The organism is Bombilactobacillus folatiphilus (genome assembly GCF_023380265.1).
Classification (GTDB): domain Bacteria; phylum Bacillota; class Bacilli; order Lactobacillales; family Lactobacillaceae; genus Bombilactobacillus; species Bombilactobacillus folatiphilus.
This window is the reverse complement of sequence record NZ_CP093366.1, coordinates 557,585-573,874: the sequence shown is the minus strand read 5'-3', so window position 1 is coordinate 573,874 and position 16,290 is coordinate 557,585. Positions and strand designations below refer to the sequence as shown.

Genomic DNA, 16,290 nt, shown 5'->3' with positions numbered 1-16,290 from the left:
AATTAATTTATTATGTTGCAAAGACACGACAGCATTTGATTATAGTTGCCTTTCACTACCAACAACCTCACTAAAATAATCAATCATGCTTTAACTCTATGCACCTGCTTATTCTAAGGTATTTAAAACATAATTTCAAGAAGTAGAGAAAAGAAGAAAGCCAAAAAGCCTTCTTCTATCTTCCATCAACTATTTAATTGTACAATTGCTTCTTGAATGGTCTTGCCTTGTCCACTTACATTTCTGTTTGGATCAACGGCAATGAACGTTTGTGAAGCTGTATCAAGTTGAATACGTAATTTATTCATGTTCATTACCTCCTTAAGAATAATTAAAGGAATTTTACTAGGTTATCCAGAAAATGTCAAGATAAAAATAACAATTATTAACCATATGTTCTTTCAATGTTTTACTATTACTAAATCTTTAAGGGTACAAAAACAGAAAGACCTTCACCGCTGATGACACAAAAGTTTTACTATTACTAAATCTTTAAGGGTACAAAAACTAACCTTGTAGCTATTATTGCTTCCCCCGGGTTTTACTATTACTAAATCTTTAAGGGTACAAAAACAGCATAAGCAAATACCACGCTAGGACTGGTGTTTTACTATTACTAAATCTTTAAGGGTACAAAAACCTTTAGCGACCGCATACTTAATTTATTTAGGTTTTACTATTACTAAATCTTTAAGGGTACAAAAACGAGATGCCTATGTCAGACAAACCAAATTACGTTTTACTATTACTAAATCTTTAAGGGTACAAAAACGAGATGCCTATGTCAGACAAACCAAATTACGTTTTACTATTACTAAATCTTTAAGGGTACAAAAACACCCGTACAACCCTATCAATTCATTTTTATGTTTTACTATTACTAAATCTTTAAGGGTACAAAAACCCTAAGGCTTCAGCGCTAACTGTAGGGTCGGTTTTACTATTACTAAATCTTTAAGGGTACAAAAACCTCAAATTTAAAAATTAATCTCTTTTTAAGAATGAAATTTCTGCACTCGTTAATGAAAAATCGTCAGAATTAAATGACGTCTCATATCCCGATAATTCATTCATTACTTTTAACAATATCAAATCCTGTGGAGCTAAGTCAACTTTTTTTGGATAACCTACTAATGGCAAAATATTTTGCAAAATTGACAGTAATCGACAATCTGTAATTTTCATTTCATTAGGATAATGCTGAGCCAAAGTTTCATGCAAAGTATCATAATTTGGCAGCTGCTCAGCCTGATCGTGTACTAATACAATATTTTCAATATCCTCTTGCGTCAGATTAACAGCTTTCAAATCGTTAGCAATATAAATAACTTTTAAATTCGTTGTTTGCGTAATTTCTTTTAATCCCTGAAGTAATTCGTGAATTTTTGATTGCGACAAATAACTTGGCAAATTGTACAAAATTAACCAACAATTATCAGAATTGTCTTGAGCAAACAATCGCAACAAATTAACATATTCATCTACTAATTCATCGGTACTCATCAATTCTAAAGGCGTCATCTGCTGATCTTCTTGATACCCCAGCGTTAGATGATCCTTTAATAACTGCAAATAATTCAAATCTTCCAAATCAACTTGCAAACTGTTGGCAAACGAATCAACATAATCCTGCAGCACAAATGTTAGTTGATATAACTCATTATTTAATCGTTCAATATGTTGGACAATATCTGGTTCATTGCTTTGTTGATTCAAAAAATTAAATAATAAAGAAGCTTTTTGATATTTTAATTGTTGATAAATCGCATTTCGACTATTGATAAAATAAAAATGATTATGAGCTGACACCAATTTTTCTTGATTCAAATAAATTTCAATGCCATTATCACCATAAATGTTAGCCAAATCTTCACGCACTTTTTGCTGATAATAATAAAAGCTCCGAAAAACTTGCCAAAGCAACTTTTTATTGGGACCCGTAAAGTACAAAAATTGATCCAAATCGACATCAATATACTTACCATCATGGTATTCTAATTTTAAATTCATATTTGCACCAACTTTTTACTGCCTACCAAAGCTTCTTGTTGACTCCGACTACCAACCAAAATTTTCATATCGTTAAATTGCTTTTCACTAACAGCCACAAGGCGAACTTCACCATGCATCGGTAAAAAAGTTTGAATTGCGTGTTCATATTTTTTACCAGCCGCGCGATTCGGCAGTGTCCGATAATAAACTGAATATTGCAACATTGTAAAACCATTTTTCAATAAAGCTTTGCGAAAAATCCGATATTGACGTTGGTCATTCTTTGTTTCCATGGGTAAGTCAAACATACATAATAAGCGCATATTTTGATATTTCACCTGATTCTCCTATATAAAATCTTGCAACTTAATTTCCAATAGTGCAGTCGGATCATTAGTTGTCATCGCAGTAATAAACGACTGAACAAATAATTGCATGACATGATCCATCGACATTTGCTGACGATTAATGATCATCGTTTGATTCATGAAGTCAATAAGTTTTATCCGAGCTTCATAACTTAAATAATCATCTTGCGCTAAAACTTGCTTATCAATCCAATAATCCATTAACGGTCGAAAAGGTTCCATCAGATCATCTGCTAAATTAAAACTGTTGAACTCATTGTGATGAAAAATACCTAGCATTGAATTCAAACCATCACCCACCACACAACGTGCTACGCAAGAACGTTCAATCGCATATCCAAAATTCATGGCATAATTGGCTAAAACTTCATCATCCCGCGTAAAAGAATTACCAAATAATGAGTCAAAATAAACCTTGGCAACATGTCCTTCACGATTAGTCAAATCCCCGTCAGTCAGTTCAACAATTAAATGTTCCATTATCTCTAAGCGTTCCTGTTCAATACCCTTATATCTAGCAAACGCCACCTGATTTTTCATTTTTTGACCAATCACTTGCCGCCACATGATCGCTTTTTGTTCCGTAGTCCACTGCGCTTGCTCAATCACCCTTTTAGCAGCATGATGATATTGCCCATATGGCAGATACATCCCGACTGGCAAGTACTTATCATCACAAATCACTAAACCAATATTATTATGACTCAAGCCCACCAACAGTTTCGTTGTAATTGTAGTACGATTTCCCTCTAAAATAATCATATTAATATCTGACAATGGAACGTAAACTTTTTTAGACAATTTAACAATTTCTACATTATCTAATTTAAGTCGTAATAGTTCGCCTTCTTTAATATGTACAATGCGCCACCCCATATTAAGCCTCCTTTATAAAGCGATTACAATAATTATCATAAAACGTTTACTAAAATAAGACAAGCACATAATTCAAGGCACAAAAAAACCGCCCGAAAGCGGTAAATACGGGATAAACCCTTATTTCTGTAGATCCTTAAAGACTTAGCAATAGTAAAACTAATGCCTGAACGTTCAAACATATAAGGCGTCCCTTACAAAAATTAATATAACATCTTAAATAAAATTAATCAAGAATATTTTTGGGAGCAGCTCCTTCCCGCGAAAGATAATATGGATTCCCCAATATATCTGTGTTAACTTTCCAAACTTTACATCCTTTTGGCGCGAAACGTTTGATAATTTGCTTACCTTTTTTGACATTGCCATAAATCGGCAAATTACGATCTTCAAGAACATCAAAAGATTCAATTAACTTAAATTCAGCGTAATTTCTATTGGAATTGTTGCGCGATCTAAACAATAATTCTATCTGCTCTCCTGTTTCAGGATCTTGAACTTTGATCCGGTCATTCTTGTAAAGTGAAAATACGAATTGTGTTTGTGGACTAATTTGTTCGTACTCTTTAATTTGTAAATATTTTCCTTTACGAATACCACGTTCACCGGCAATTTCATCTAAATCAGAATGCTTAATTCCCATAATCTGGTATTCATCAGTTTCTTGATTGTAATAAACATCTGTCCGCCAAGGATTGAGTGATTGTAAAATCACTTGTTTATTTTTAACATTTCTTGGTGTGACATCAATGTGAATGCCAACTTTTTTGTCATAATACTTTAACTGTTTAATTATCGGCCCATTATTATGCTTAGCATATTTAGTCAAATAACCGTGCTCACGCCGATACAGTTCAAAGGGACTAATTGGAACCATTTTGATTTGGCCAGATTGATCTGTTTTTTCAATTTTGTCACAATATTCATCCATAACAGCTTGTATTTTTTTGAAACTTTGCGGATCATTTTGTGCTATCAACAACTTAGTCGGATCTTTCTCACATATTTTTTTCAAAGCTTGATATCCGTCAACCGAATAAATATCCTTAATTTTTGCGATTATATATGGAGTTGTTTGCTTATCTTTGACTAATTGACCATCACGAACCGAATAAAGCGTATCATTACTAATTCGCCGATTCATTTTTTTATCCACTTGGCGAGAAAATTGCACACGATCTTCAATCTTGAATAAATCAGTCACAAAATGACTATACGGTAAATCTAACAAGTTTTTACTATATTCAGTATTAGTCAAAACTTCCACAGTTTCAATATCAATCAGATTCTCACTGACCTTAACTGGAAAAATACTCCCTCCATTTTTCCATAATTTTAAAAAGGGTGTCGCAGCAATAATTGAAGCATCAATTGCATGGTGATGATCCGTCTCACGAGATTTTGTTAAATGCCAATGTTTACGCATATTAGAAGTGAATTTTCCTCGAATCACGGTGACTTGCGTCTGACTTTGATTTTTATTAATTGCTTTTTCATTGAAAAATTCTTGTAAGCTATTCAACACAACGCGCGATGCATAACGTGTATCTACCAGATTGCGACTAATAAAGCGTTTTCGAACCTCAACATCACTAACATCACCCATAAATAAATAATTAGCTCGTTTCAACTTACCAATTTTCTTATCGGCCATAACTTGAGCTTTATACGTATCCCAGCCTTGACCCTTGCCCTCATTCAAAAATTCGTACGGTGTCTTTTTTTCTTTGCCCTGATTCATATCCTTGAAACAAAGTGTTTTGTTGTTCAAACTATCGTCAAAAGAAATCGACTGTGGAATAATATGATCAATTTCAAACTCTCCAGGCTTCGTGAGTAAATCATCAGGATCAATTTTTTTGCCACTATAAAAGCAACGACCATCCTGTTCGTACCAAAAACGAATCATATCATATAATTTAGTACCCTGTCGTCTGAAAGCTTGATCCACCGAGGCTTTGCTACCCACTGCTTCTATAAAACTTACTAAAGCTTTGTCTTTGGTTTTTTTATTTTCCTTTTGAAACTTTTCAATCTGCTTTTTTTTATCTTTTTCATTATCATCTCGCGGCATTTCTATCACAATATAATCTAAATGACCATATTTTTTGAGGACAGCGTTGGTAATTTTGAGCGCCTCACGAACTGCTTTAGCCGCCACTGGATTATAAATATCTTCCGTAATACGCTGATAAGGCAAATATTTATCATTTTGAAAACGATGCTGCTCTTTTTTGACTAAACCCATTTCATGTAATAAAGTCATTTGTTCCACTGAGCGTGCCAATAAATCAGGAATTAGTTGCCGCATAGTTTTGAGCGAAAACCGATGCCACTTATTATTCGTCGTAATCTTAAATGCTTCTTTATGGTCAATAATAATTTGAATCAAATCATCCGTTAACAAATCATACTTAGGTTGTAGGCGTTGTTGCAATTGCCGACGGATTTCTCCATCTTCAGTATTCAATGTCATAATAAAGCTTAGATCATCAATAAAATCAGCTGGCCAAGTCGTAATATCAATATTATCTTTCAGAAAATCTTTGTGCATCTTACGATAAATTGCTAAGGAATGTAAATCTGGTTTGTCCTTTTCATTCGTCCGATAACCACGAATATCACTATCCTCACATTTAGCAACCTGCTTAATTACCTTTATAGTCGCAATGTTGCCAGTTGCTGCCTTTAAACGGTCGATAACTTCTTGCTTACCTTCTTGTGGCATCTTGCCATCTTCATATGAAACAATTGTTAAATTATTCAAGTCATTTAAAACATTATAAATTTGTGCCGTATAAGAAGCCGCCGAAGCTCGCAACTCATCTGGATAAACATCATCATGACCAATTAATTCTTCAAATAAATTATCAACCGTCTCACCGTTTTCCTTGAAAACACCGTAATCAGTCCGTGATTTTTCGCTCCCGGGTCCCTTAAAATATTCACGTTTACGCTTTAAAATCGCGCAATATTTTGCTTCAAATTCATCCGTCAAAATTTCCGGATAAAACTGACGCTGCGTTGCAATAATTTTTTGGGCCTCGCTTAAAAAATCTGCCGTTGGAAACACATTGAGCAAAACTTGTTCTTGATCATCCTCATGATAATGAATTTGTGCTCGAACTTGGCCTAAATCTCGAAAACGTTTCAATTGAATTTGAGCGGGCGTTTGCTCTGTCAAATCTTTTTCGTTAACCTTTAAGCTTTGCGCATAATCACTAGAACTTTCCCAATCTTCCAGATCAAAACTAATTCCCCGATGCTTAACTAACTGATATAAGGCCGTGGCCAACTCTGTTTTGGTCAATTGTTCCGTCAATCCCTGAACGCGTAGCTCATATGGATTAGCATTCTGATCAAATGGTAAGTAATAAATATCTTCCAAATTTTGATTTGCTGGTAAATCAATCAAACCAAATTCAGCAAATAACTTGACAACATCAATCCGACGTTGACGCTTACGCCGCAATAAGCGACGATTGCCACGTTGACTTCGACGTGTCTCATTTTCTGCAGAAACGCTAGCATTAAATAAGCGCGAACCCAATTCCAAAACTTGGCCCGATTGGTGATCTAAAACACTAAAACCAACCGATGAAACACCAATATCTAACCCTAAGCTCAATCTTCGTGCCATACTAATCACCCGTTTTCAATAAACTACGCTTATTTTATCAAAAAAAGTTAGCCGATGGTTGGAAATATTTTAGTAAAATTAAAAAAGTTGAATTAACATAAAACTGTTAATCCAACTTAAACATTTTTCGCTAAAAACTACCATTATGCACTTCTGCCACGCTATCTGCTAACACAAAAGCCTCTCGATCAAGGTCAAAAATTAAATCCAGCAAAGTGGCGTAATTTTGTGTGTCCGTTACGATCATCAACATTTCTTTTTGCTTATTTGAATGACCACCCCGCACATCAAAGACAGTGCTACCAACCGCCAACTTTTCTTCCAAAGATTGTTGAATTGCTTCTTGATGATCCTCGCTCATCACGTAAACCACCAACTTCTTATCCAGACCAGTTTGAATATAATTCATCACGATCGTGGAAATACCAACTGATAGTATCGATAAGAAGAAATTTTCAAATCCTGACACAAAGATATTTCCAAGACAAACGATCCCATCAATCACAAACAAACTATTAGCGTTACGAATCCGAAAATACTTATTCAAAATCATTGGTGGCACTGTGGTCCCGCCAGATGAATAACCTGAACGATAAATAATTGATAAACCAACGCCAAACACGATACTACCGATAATATCAGACAATAGCGGATTTTTGATGATCATCAAATTGGGTGTCAAGGCTAAGAAAAGTGGCAAAATAATGCTCCCAAAAGTAATTTTGGCGGCTGCAACTTTATCCAAAAAAATCATGGTTAAAATCCACATCAAAACGTTAACCACCAATAATGTTGAGGACAAAGGAACCTGCCAAACTTCTTTGACTAAAATAGCAATACCCGTCGCCCCACCAGCAGCAATTTTGTGTGGGTCAAAAAACATAGCAACGCTCACGGCAATTAATTCCAAGCCAATCAAAACGCCTAAAATTCGGAGTGATTTTTTGAAGTACTTCTTTTTACTTATCATCATCATATTATTATGCCTGATAGAACATTAAATATCAAAAAAAGTTAACCATTTTTCACCAAAAGGTGTATAATGTTTAAATATATTGCGGATGTAGTTTAATGGTAAAACTTCAGCTTCCCAAGCTGGCGTCGCGAGTTCGATTCTCGTCATCCGCTTCGTAAGTCATCTTCTAGTTCAGAGGATGGCTATTTTTATTCCCATTGTTTCATAAATATTGGCAACGCTTGAACCAACTGACTTGGTAATACAACATATTGCTTTTGCGCCAACTCTTGGGCTAGATAACTATGCGCAAACACGGCTGCTAAAACAACTTCTGGTTGCCAACCGAATTGAGCTACAAAACCTGCCAAAATACCGGTCAAAGCATCACCCATCCCACCAGTTGCCATGGCCGGCGTTCCCAAAGTATTTTCAAAAATGGTCTCTGTTTGGCTAAAATAAATATGTGACGGCGCACCCTTTAAAACTAATGCCGCTCCAGCTGGCGTTAATAAATCTAATTGCCGCTGATTATTCTTGGACGTTTGTTGCGAAACTGCCAACTCACTGACATGTTGCCATTCACCAACATGTGGTGTCAAAATCAATTGCGCTTGCAATAATTTTAAGTTGACTTGGAAAGTTTTGATAATTCCAAACCCACTAGCGTCTAAAATTAAAGTTTGTTCTGGCTTCATCTGCTCAATTATTTTCTCCAACAATCGACTATTAACTTCATTAATTAGCAGTCCGGGACCAAATGCTACGACTTGTACTTGCTTTGCCAGCTCTAAAATTAATTTTGACTGCTTTAAATCTAAATTCATTACTTCAGGCAAACGTGTTTTAGAACTAGTAAAATTGATTGGATCCGTGGCTAACGTCACTAATCCCGCTCCTGAATACACCGCTGCTGACGAAGCTAACAACGCCGCACCGCCATATTGAGCACTGCCGGCAATCAGCAAACATTTGCCAAAAGTCCCCTTGTAAGAATTATTCGGTCTAACTTGAATCACCTGTTTTAATATTTCAGTCGTCAATTTTATCATTTTCTTCAAATTCCTAGTTACTTTTATCGTTAAGTTTGGTACAATAATTATTTGTAAAGCCGTTGTGGCGGAATTGGCAGACGCGCAGCGTTCAGGTCGCTGTATGGGTTTCCATGTGCAGGTTCGACTCCTGTCAACGGCATTCTAATACCTAACAAATCAACTTTTCAAAGCAATTTGTTCACCAAATGTTCACCATGACTTATTTGAAGACCACTGATTTCATTGTACCGAAGAAAAATTTAAACACAAGAATTATTAATACTGAATAAATTTGTTCAAAATGAACATTTTATCTAAAACTATGTATACCTCCCCTTGGGAGGCTTTTTACTATCCTTGAAATCCAGAACCCACCTGATATTTAACAGCAATATATTCATTAGTAGAAACTTTATAAGCTAATCCAACTTTAGGCAAATTATATAATTTATCTTCTGTAGCCCATTTTGTACCGGCTTTAAATTTACTATTAGTACCCGGAAGTTCTTTGCCCTTCTTGTCCACTGCATTGACACCATAACCAGCTGCATAATTTATCTGAACAATGTTTTTCAAAGTGGTACAGCGTTGTGGAATATAAATATCTTCGGCAACTTTGAACATCGGACGATTTAATTTATCACCGATAATTCCAAAAGATTTCCATGACGATCCGTGCGAACACCAAGTAGTATCCAATGGATCAGTTTTATTAAATAAAACAGTAGAAACACCATCCGAACCCACGTCAACAGTAATCACATTGTTAATAGTATCTGTTTGTTCAGCTATACCATTCGCCAAATCATGAGCTAACTGTTCTTGAGTGATACCGTGCTTACTAAAATAAGGATACGGATCAACATGATCGCCATCATAATTATTTGTCACCCATTGGTGGGATTTAATACCAGGTGTTCCTGCACCACCCGCATCCAAGGTCAAAGGAATGCCATACTGATTAGCCAAATCACGGGCTAAAGTTACATATGCTACATAATCTTTTTTAAATGTTTCTGGATCATTAGTTTCTGCCAATTCAATCTGTGCCGGGGCGTACGGATTAGCCGACAAAGCTCCCCACGATACATATCCCGGCTCACCAATCTGATAGACTTGACCGCCGCCACCCACAAAATGGGTAACGTAAGCATTGTTGTAGTTATTGCGCATATATTGCACTTCATGCAAAATAGCATTTGGATCATTACAATCGTTGGCATTACCCGATTCATGCAAAATAACATAATAATTTTGCGCGGTACGAGCATCCCCTTCATTATCTCCTAATACATAATCTTTATTGATTTGCATCTTTCGGCACACTCCCCTCATCTTTGGCACTTTCGTTTAGCTGGGCTGAACTGGGTTGCCATTGCACTGGTGTTTCTGGAGCATTATTAGTAGATTTATTAGTTTGATAAGCTTGAAATGGTGCCTTGAAGCCATCAAATAAACCTGCACTAAATCCACCAATTAATAAGCCTAAAATAATTAGTGACCAATAATGTGTATCGCCTTGACTTGCGCCCACTAATAAGGCAATTAAAACTCCTAATGCCATAGCTACCCACGGTAGCCAATGATTATTTAATTTGGTTTGCTTGATTGCTTGTGTCAGCATCAAACACAATGCTCCGATTAAAACTATTTCCATACTGCTACCTAAATTTAAACTATTTATCCAATCCATGTTTGCCTCTTTCATATTCAATAATTGTAAGTCGCTTATCCTGATCAACCTCTGATTCTTTACACTCGTCAATTTCTTCTTGTTGTTCATTCAGTTGTGCTTGGACATCACTAATCTGCTTTTGGACGTTAGAATAATCTGTTTTGTAATCCTGCTTGAAATTTTGAATCGTTTGACTTAGTTGATTCAGTGACCTTGTCAAGGGTGCAACAATTGATTTAGAAGCCATGCGGAAGATCCACATAATCAAGCCACATAATCCGGTTAGAATCGCTAAGATTGAAGCCCATTCATCCCAACTTAGACCTAAAAATACATGCAATATACATCACCACCTTAATTTTGTGTAAAAAAATAACCCAACTGATTGTTGAGTTAGTCTTTGTAATAGCTAGTGATTTCTAATTGGGGATTATAAATACAAAAATAGTGATATAAAATATGAGGGTTTTTATCATGTGGATTTTCATATTCCAAATCGCCCAGCCTGGGATCTAAATTTTGATATTTAATATAATCTTTGGTATTTTCCACATCATTACTATAAAGCATAAAATAATTATCAGTGGTTAATAATCTTCTATTTTTGGTAAGATCAACCTCAATTGAATCCGCATTCCCATTTTCATCAATTGATAAAGTTGTAACCTCTGGATAATCTAAAGAATCTTGACCATTAAAGTAGAGAGCATTTATTGGGACAATCTTTTTGGCGTAACGCCGCATCCAATCATAGTAAACAATTCCATATTTGTCAGTTAATCCAAAGCTATTGCATTTGCCTGTGAAAAGAACATTGCCTATAATATTTCCCATATTACTAATCCGAATTTTGGAAGCTTTAGGATGTACTTTCAAAGCATACGCAAATACCACGATAGGGCTGGTATTATTACTAATAAATTGAAAAAAGTTTTCAGATTGCTGATTATCACGAAAAGTTTTATAGATGTCAGAATTAGTAACTAACGGTTGTGGGGTAGTAGAATTTAATACTGGGAACAAATAGTTATAAGTATCCCAATTAGTAATCAAATTAATATTATTATCAAAACCATCAGAACCATTAATTATTTTAAATGTCTCTGTTTTAAAATTATCGTCCTTATCTGGCAATATAGGAAAACTAGGCAAAATTTTTAAATCAATATCACCAGTCGATTCAACTACTTTGGTTTTTGAATCACTAATTTGAAAATATGCATGCTTAGCATAACCCGAAAATTTTGTAACTTTAGATGTGAAAAGATAATTTACTAAACCTTGCTTAGCATTTGTAATTTGAACTTCTTCATTTAGAACAGCTGTGTGACCTTGAAGTTTGAGATTGAAAGTGATATTACAGTCTGTCAAATCATATGGAGTATCGTCATCAACTAGAATTTGAGCGCTAATCTGCGTACCAACATCGTTTTGGCGAATAACTATAGGATTGTTTTCACCGCTGTACTTATGTGACAAGTTAAAGTTAACACTAAATATTTTCGCCATATTATCACTCCTCATTTGGGTAAAACATAGCTAATCACCTCTATTTGAGACGGTAACCAAGTTAGCCCTTCGCTTATTGAATTTTGAGAAGGATTGTCTAGTCTAAAACCTTGTGATTCATTATATGAGGCATATTTTCGATTTTTTGTACCAATACTCGTTGCCAAAAGAAAATAGTTATCTAAAGTTAAAACATCTGGATTAATTGTTAAATCTATTGAGAAATTCATCACGTCACCATTTATATTCTTCTCAAGCATATTTATCCCTGGAATTTTAGTAGCGGAATCTATATCGTATATTTGAATGTAATGTAGATTGAAACCACCTGGATTAATTGAATTATCTTTTTTGGTAAATTTAACAATAGATCTAGTTTTCCCAAATGGAAGAATTGGATCAAAATTTTTGACCAAAATTTTGGTTGTATTTAACGGTATTTTAAAAGCAAAAATAATATAGCGACTACGTTCATTATTAATCTCATAAATGTTAACCCCTGGCTTAGGATTATTGAATTTATCATATAACTTTTGTGAAATTTCATCTGAGGGCCATTGTAAATACAACTCATCCTTATTAGCATAAACAAACCAACTTATACCAATCAAATTAGGATTGATAGCAAAATCCCCTTTGGTTTTATGCTTGAAATCGCTAACTTTGATAATGTAATCATCATCAGTAATCATCGCTGCTTCTAACACACGCAAATCCACTTGCCCAGTGGTTTCAATTACACTCGTTTTGGTATTTTCAATTCGAAAATAAGCATTTTCGGCATTCCCTGCGTACTTACTATCATCGGTTGTTAAAGAATAATTGATCTTCCCATCGACGGCATCAACAACTGTAGCTGGCTCCATGGTTACCGCTTCTCCGCCACAGATCCGTATATTAAAAGTAATCGTGCAATCAGTTAAATCATATGGAGTGCTATCATCAGTTAGAATTTGAGCACTAATTTGGGTACCAACATCGTTTTGACGAATAATCACGGGACTGTTTTCGCCAAAGTGTTGTTGTCCAACACTTAACTTCAAATTAAATACTTTGGACATTAATTACCTCCCGTCTCATCGCTGTCAAAATCTCCAGGATGTTTCAACTTTAGATCATTAATAACTTGGGCTTGTGCGTCGTTGTTTGATTCCAAGATTGAATTAGCTAATTCCAAATTAGCTACCTTAATCGCTAATTTGGTAGCAACTGCTTGATAATCCATCATTGACCTCCATCTAGTACAGCTTCAACACTCGCTTTAAATTCTTTAAAATCGGTATCCACCTGTTTTTTCTGTCCATCAATAACGGCGTCTACGGACTGCGTTATTGAATAGTGATTACTATCGGAATAAATCACAGCGCTAAAAGTTGCTAATCGATTTTTATTTTCATCTAAAGATTGTCCAGTTAAATTAATAATTTTTTCTTGTTTCCGTAACATGCAAATTTATCCTCCCTAATTTTCTGAAAATGCTATTTGGTGGTCGCCATAATAAAGATAATAACCATCCCAAGTTAATTGTTTTTGGCCGAGGTACATATGATCACTGACGCCTATGGCTTGAACTCCATTAATTTCACCCGTGACCGTTAACTCTGGAACAGAAATACCGTAACTAGTAATTCGTGTTCCACCTAATGCAATCGTAGTATTGCCGCTAATCGTGCCACCTTGAATCTTGACACCAGTAACCGTTCCACCGCTGATATTGGTACCGTAAATCGTCCCACCCGTAATATACGAACCATCAATTTTGGCAGCACTAATCTGACCACTTTTAAGCGTGCCACTATTAATGGTTAAACCAGTGATTTGATTGCCCGTAATGGCATCAGCGTATACTCGTCCATCGTTGGTAACTGCGGTTTTGACTAAACGATTGCCGTCGTAATATCCGAGGCCATTGGAGTTGAAAATTAACTGACCTTTACCGCTATCAAGTGACGTGCGGGCCACAATATTGTAAATATTGCCTCTAGTGGGTAGCATATTTTTACCTGTAAATATAATTTCACCAAGTTGATCTTGGCCTTGAATGTAATCACCAATATCTTGTTGCGCTTGATTAATTTGGTCGGTTAATTGCTGCTGCCATTGTTCAATTAATTTCTGAGCTTCTTGATCAGCCGCTTCCAGCTGTTGATTAATTGTGTCTTGAATCTCCTGATTTTGATCAATTTTATCCGTGGTATCTTGATTAATTTGGTCTTGATTCTGATTAATCTCGTCCTGGTCGTCTTTATTTTGGTCAATCGTATTACTCAAACCTTGATTAACATCATCTTGATTATCCTGTTGTTTCTTTTGTTTCAGCCACATATCATAAGCACGTTGACCTGCCGTTTTAACCACATAATCACCAAATTCCGCTACCGAACGCGTATTTGTGACTAAGTCAATTTTGAGTTTGAAAATTCGCGTTTTGTATTCAATCTGGTATTGGGGCATGATAATGGTGATTGCATCACCCAAACTAACGGTGCCAAGGTTAATTACATCACTGGTAAATTGCACTTTGGGGCGTGATATATCCTTCAAATCAAGATACGCTTGCCTAATTAAATCAGTTGTATCCTTAATACCGTCATAGTCCTTAATTAGCACTTTCGGACGCCCCGTTGGATAACCAAATTGAGCGGTGCGTTCGGGAATTTCCAAATAGAGTTGACCTTGTGGTTTATCCACGGGATCTCCCTTGGCTTTCGACCAGACTTCATCGGCAATATTAATCTTACGACTATATCCCCCGGTATCATTGCCGTCTTCATCTTGTTTGGCAATCCCGTCACCACGGGGGACGACGGCGGTATATAAATCAGTGGTAGAAGTTTCTTTGACCACTGACAACAGATTTGACCCATAGGCAAATCGCTTGCCACTATCTTTGCCCATGGAATTAAAGAAATCGACATAACGATGCGTGATTTGATTATTTTCAATCACATAACTAAAACCCACATCAACGTCAAACGTGTCAATTACATCTTTTAACGCCGCTAACCGACTGACAAAATAAAAATTAATCGTACCCACGGGGATTTCAGTGGGAATTGACCGAATCTCCCACCGACTGTCTTCAAAAATGGGGTGAATCACCTTAGCAAAGTCGTTCATCACAAACCGGCGGTCTTGAATAAAACCATCAGCATCTAATTCAAAATGAGCCTCGTCAATCCCACTAAAGGTAATCTGGTGGTCGTTATTGACTTTCCAACTGGTCAGCGCATAAATGTGATACTCACGGGTATCTTTAATTTCCACACCAACATATTTGGCGTCATCGAAATCTGCCATATAATCTTTAGCTAATAAAGTACCTTCTAATTGATCATTAGACCGTAATTCTTGAGTTTCAAACAACTCAATTAGGTCTTTGGGCGGGATTCGCTTAGTGACTTCTTCATTTTTATTTAAAAGTAACAGTGTTGTTCCCATTAAAGTAGCCATCTCCGATACTGAATAACTGCCGAACTACCATTTGTAATCTTAATCTGATCACCATTCTTAATTTTCAATTGCTCCAATTCACTAAATTGCACGATATCATTCAATATTAACTGACCATTAGCACTAACTTCACCAGTATTCGGGGCTAGAACCACATTTGTATGAGCCGTGTTTAACCCAAATGTTTGTTCACTAGTTACATTTTGAAACTGAAAGTTTGCTTTTGTGGAAGTAAAACTAATACTTTCAGGGACGACTGGATAAATCAGATAGTGGTCATTAATTGTTTGCCCATCACTTACCGTCAGTGACTTAACGTCACTAAACTTCCATGGAGACGGGCAATGGAGTGTGAAATCAGAAACCACTTCCGACTGCCCTCCCTCAGGGGTATCAACATCACTCAAACCACCGTAAAAAAAGTAATCAGCTTCATCTTTGAAATTAAAAGTTAAAGTCTGATTACTTAAAAAGTACATCAATTTATTATATTTTTGACGAAAATCATATGGTGTATCGCTATTAAGCAAGTATTTAATCTTGATATCTCGGCTTGGCCAAACTTGGTTAGTAACAATTGAGCCATCCATTCCGCTTGGTGTTTCTTCTGTTAATTTATAAGCAGTTAGCTCACGCCCCGTTACTTGTAGTGTTCTATAGCCTGGTATCAAGTCTTCTAAATAATCAAACTGCCCATATCGTTGAAAAGCCATCGCTTCAGCAGGTAAATTATCATTCAAACTATCATTTGAACTTAAATCTCTAAACTCATACATAACTGCCCTCCA

At 35.8% G+C, this 16,290-nt stretch carries 16 protein-coding genes, 2 tRNA genes and 1 CRISPR repeat array; of the genes, 2 read left to right on the top strand and 16 right to left on the bottom strand.

The genetic code is table 11. The annotated features are described in order from the left end of the window. Nucleotides 1–185 precede the first annotated feature (185 nt). The 6 genes from MOO45_RS08120 to MOO45_RS02950 all read right to left on the bottom strand — a co-directional run bounded on the left by MOO45_RS08120 (nt 186) and on the right by MOO45_RS02950 (nt 7,852). A complete protein-coding gene (locus MOO45_RS08120; RefSeq protein ID WP_260524458.1) occupies nt 186–308 on the bottom strand; it encodes a hypothetical protein in 123 nt (40 codons plus the stop codon). A gap of 98 nt (nt 309–406) precedes the next feature. Then, nucleotides 407–970: a CRISPR direct-repeat array (repeat unit 36 nt; unit sequence GTTTTACTATTACTAAATCTTTAAGGGTACAAAAAC). A gap of 14 nt (nt 971–984) precedes the next feature. Further along, nucleotides 985–2,010, bottom strand: a complete 1,026-nt coding sequence (csn2-St, locus tag MOO45_RS02970; RefSeq protein ID WP_249514901.1) for a CRISPR-associated protein Csn2-St — start codon at nt 2,008–2,010, stop codon at nt 985–987. Beyond that, complete coding sequence (cas2, locus tag MOO45_RS02965) at nt 2,007–2,315, bottom strand: CRISPR-associated endonuclease Cas2 (RefSeq protein ID WP_249515139.1); 309 nt, start codon at nt 2,313–2,315, stop codon at nt 2,007–2,009. The genes csn2-St and cas2 overlap by 4 nt, the downstream gene beginning before the upstream one ends. A gap of 24 nt (nt 2,316–2,339) precedes the next feature. After that, complete coding sequence (gene cas1 / locus MOO45_RS02960; protein WP_249514900.1) at nt 2,340–3,236, bottom strand: type II CRISPR-associated endonuclease Cas1; 897 nt, start codon at nt 3,234–3,236, stop codon at nt 2,340–2,342. A gap of 226 nt (nt 3,237–3,462) precedes the next feature. Then, nucleotides 3,463–6,876, bottom strand: a complete 3,414-nt coding sequence (gene cas9 / locus MOO45_RS02955; RefSeq protein WP_249514899.1) for a type II CRISPR RNA-guided endonuclease Cas9 — start codon at nt 6,874–6,876, stop codon at nt 3,463–3,465. A 130-nt stretch (nt 6,877–7,006) separates the two neighbouring features. Continuing rightward, on the bottom strand, nt 7,007–7,852 hold the full coding sequence (locus MOO45_RS02950; protein ID WP_249514898.1) for a YitT family protein: 846 nt from the start codon (nt 7,850–7,852) through the stop codon (nt 7,007–7,009). 81 nt (nt 7,853–7,933) lie between these two features. Here MOO45_RS02950 and MOO45_RS02945 point away from each other — a divergent pair. Beyond that, nucleotides 7,934–8,004: transfer RNA gene (locus MOO45_RS02945), tRNA-Gly, on the top strand. Nucleotides 8,005–8,040: 36 nt separating this feature from the next. Here MOO45_RS02945 and MOO45_RS02940 read toward each other — a convergent pair. Next, nucleotides 8,041–8,883, bottom strand: coding sequence for an NAD(P)H-hydrate dehydratase (locus MOO45_RS02940; RefSeq protein ID WP_249514897.1), 843 nt, complete (start codon nt 8,881–8,883; stop codon nt 8,041–8,043). Nucleotides 8,884–8,941: 58 nt separating this feature from the next. Between MOO45_RS02940 and MOO45_RS02935 the strand changes: the two genes are divergently transcribed. Then, a tRNA-Leu gene (locus MOO45_RS02935) sits at nt 8,942–9,025 on the top strand. A gap of 191 nt (nt 9,026–9,216) precedes the next feature. Here the strand turns inward: MOO45_RS02935 and MOO45_RS02930 are convergent. From MOO45_RS02930 to MOO45_RS02890, 9 genes are all read right to left on the bottom strand, one after another. Further along, on the bottom strand, nt 9,217–10,179 hold the full coding sequence (locus tag MOO45_RS02930; RefSeq protein ID WP_249514896.1) for a peptidoglycan recognition protein family protein: 963 nt from the start codon (nt 10,177–10,179) through the stop codon (nt 9,217–9,219). Beyond that, complete coding sequence (locus tag MOO45_RS02925) at nt 10,166–10,558, bottom strand: holin (RefSeq protein WP_249514895.1); 393 nt, start codon at nt 10,556–10,558, stop codon at nt 10,166–10,168. Before MOO45_RS02925 ends, MOO45_RS02930 begins: the two co-directional genes overlap by 14 nt. Next, nucleotides 10,542–10,787 carry a hypothetical protein gene (locus tag MOO45_RS02920; protein WP_249514894.1) on the bottom strand — a complete coding sequence of 82 codons (246 nt, stop codon included), beginning with the start codon at nt 10,785–10,787 and terminating at the stop codon, nt 10,542–10,544. Before MOO45_RS02920 ends, MOO45_RS02925 begins: the two co-directional genes overlap by 17 nt. Nucleotides 10,788–10,933: 146 nt before the next feature. Further along, a complete protein-coding gene (locus MOO45_RS02915) occupies nt 10,934–12,049 on the bottom strand; it encodes a BppU family phage baseplate upper protein (protein WP_249514893.1) in 1,116 nt (371 codons plus the stop codon). An 11-nt stretch (nt 12,050–12,060) separates the two neighbouring features. Further along, nucleotides 12,061–13,110: a BppU family phage baseplate upper protein gene (locus MOO45_RS02910; protein WP_249514892.1), complete on the bottom strand. Its 1,050-nt coding sequence runs from the start codon at nt 13,108–13,110 to the stop codon at nt 12,061–12,063. Next, nucleotides 13,110–13,274 (bottom strand): hypothetical protein, encoded by a 165-nt coding sequence (locus tag MOO45_RS02905; protein WP_249514891.1) that lies wholly within the window; start codon nt 13,272–13,274, stop codon nt 13,110–13,112. Before MOO45_RS02905 ends, MOO45_RS02910 begins: the two co-directional genes overlap by 1 nt. Continuing rightward, entirely contained in the window at nt 13,274–13,495 is a 222-nt protein-coding gene (locus tag MOO45_RS02900; RefSeq protein WP_249514890.1) for a hypothetical protein, read from the bottom strand. Before MOO45_RS02900 ends, MOO45_RS02905 begins: the two co-directional genes overlap by 1 nt. Before the next feature lie 15 nt (nt 13,496–13,510). After that, entirely contained in the window at nt 13,511–15,502 is a 1,992-nt protein-coding gene (locus MOO45_RS02895; RefSeq protein WP_249514889.1) for a phage tail spike protein, read from the bottom strand. Further along, entirely contained in the window at nt 15,490–16,278 is a 789-nt protein-coding gene (locus MOO45_RS02890; RefSeq protein ID WP_249514888.1) for a distal tail protein Dit, read from the bottom strand. The genes MOO45_RS02895 and MOO45_RS02890 overlap by 13 nt, the downstream gene beginning before the upstream one ends. Nucleotides 16,279–16,290 lie beyond the last annotated feature (12 nt).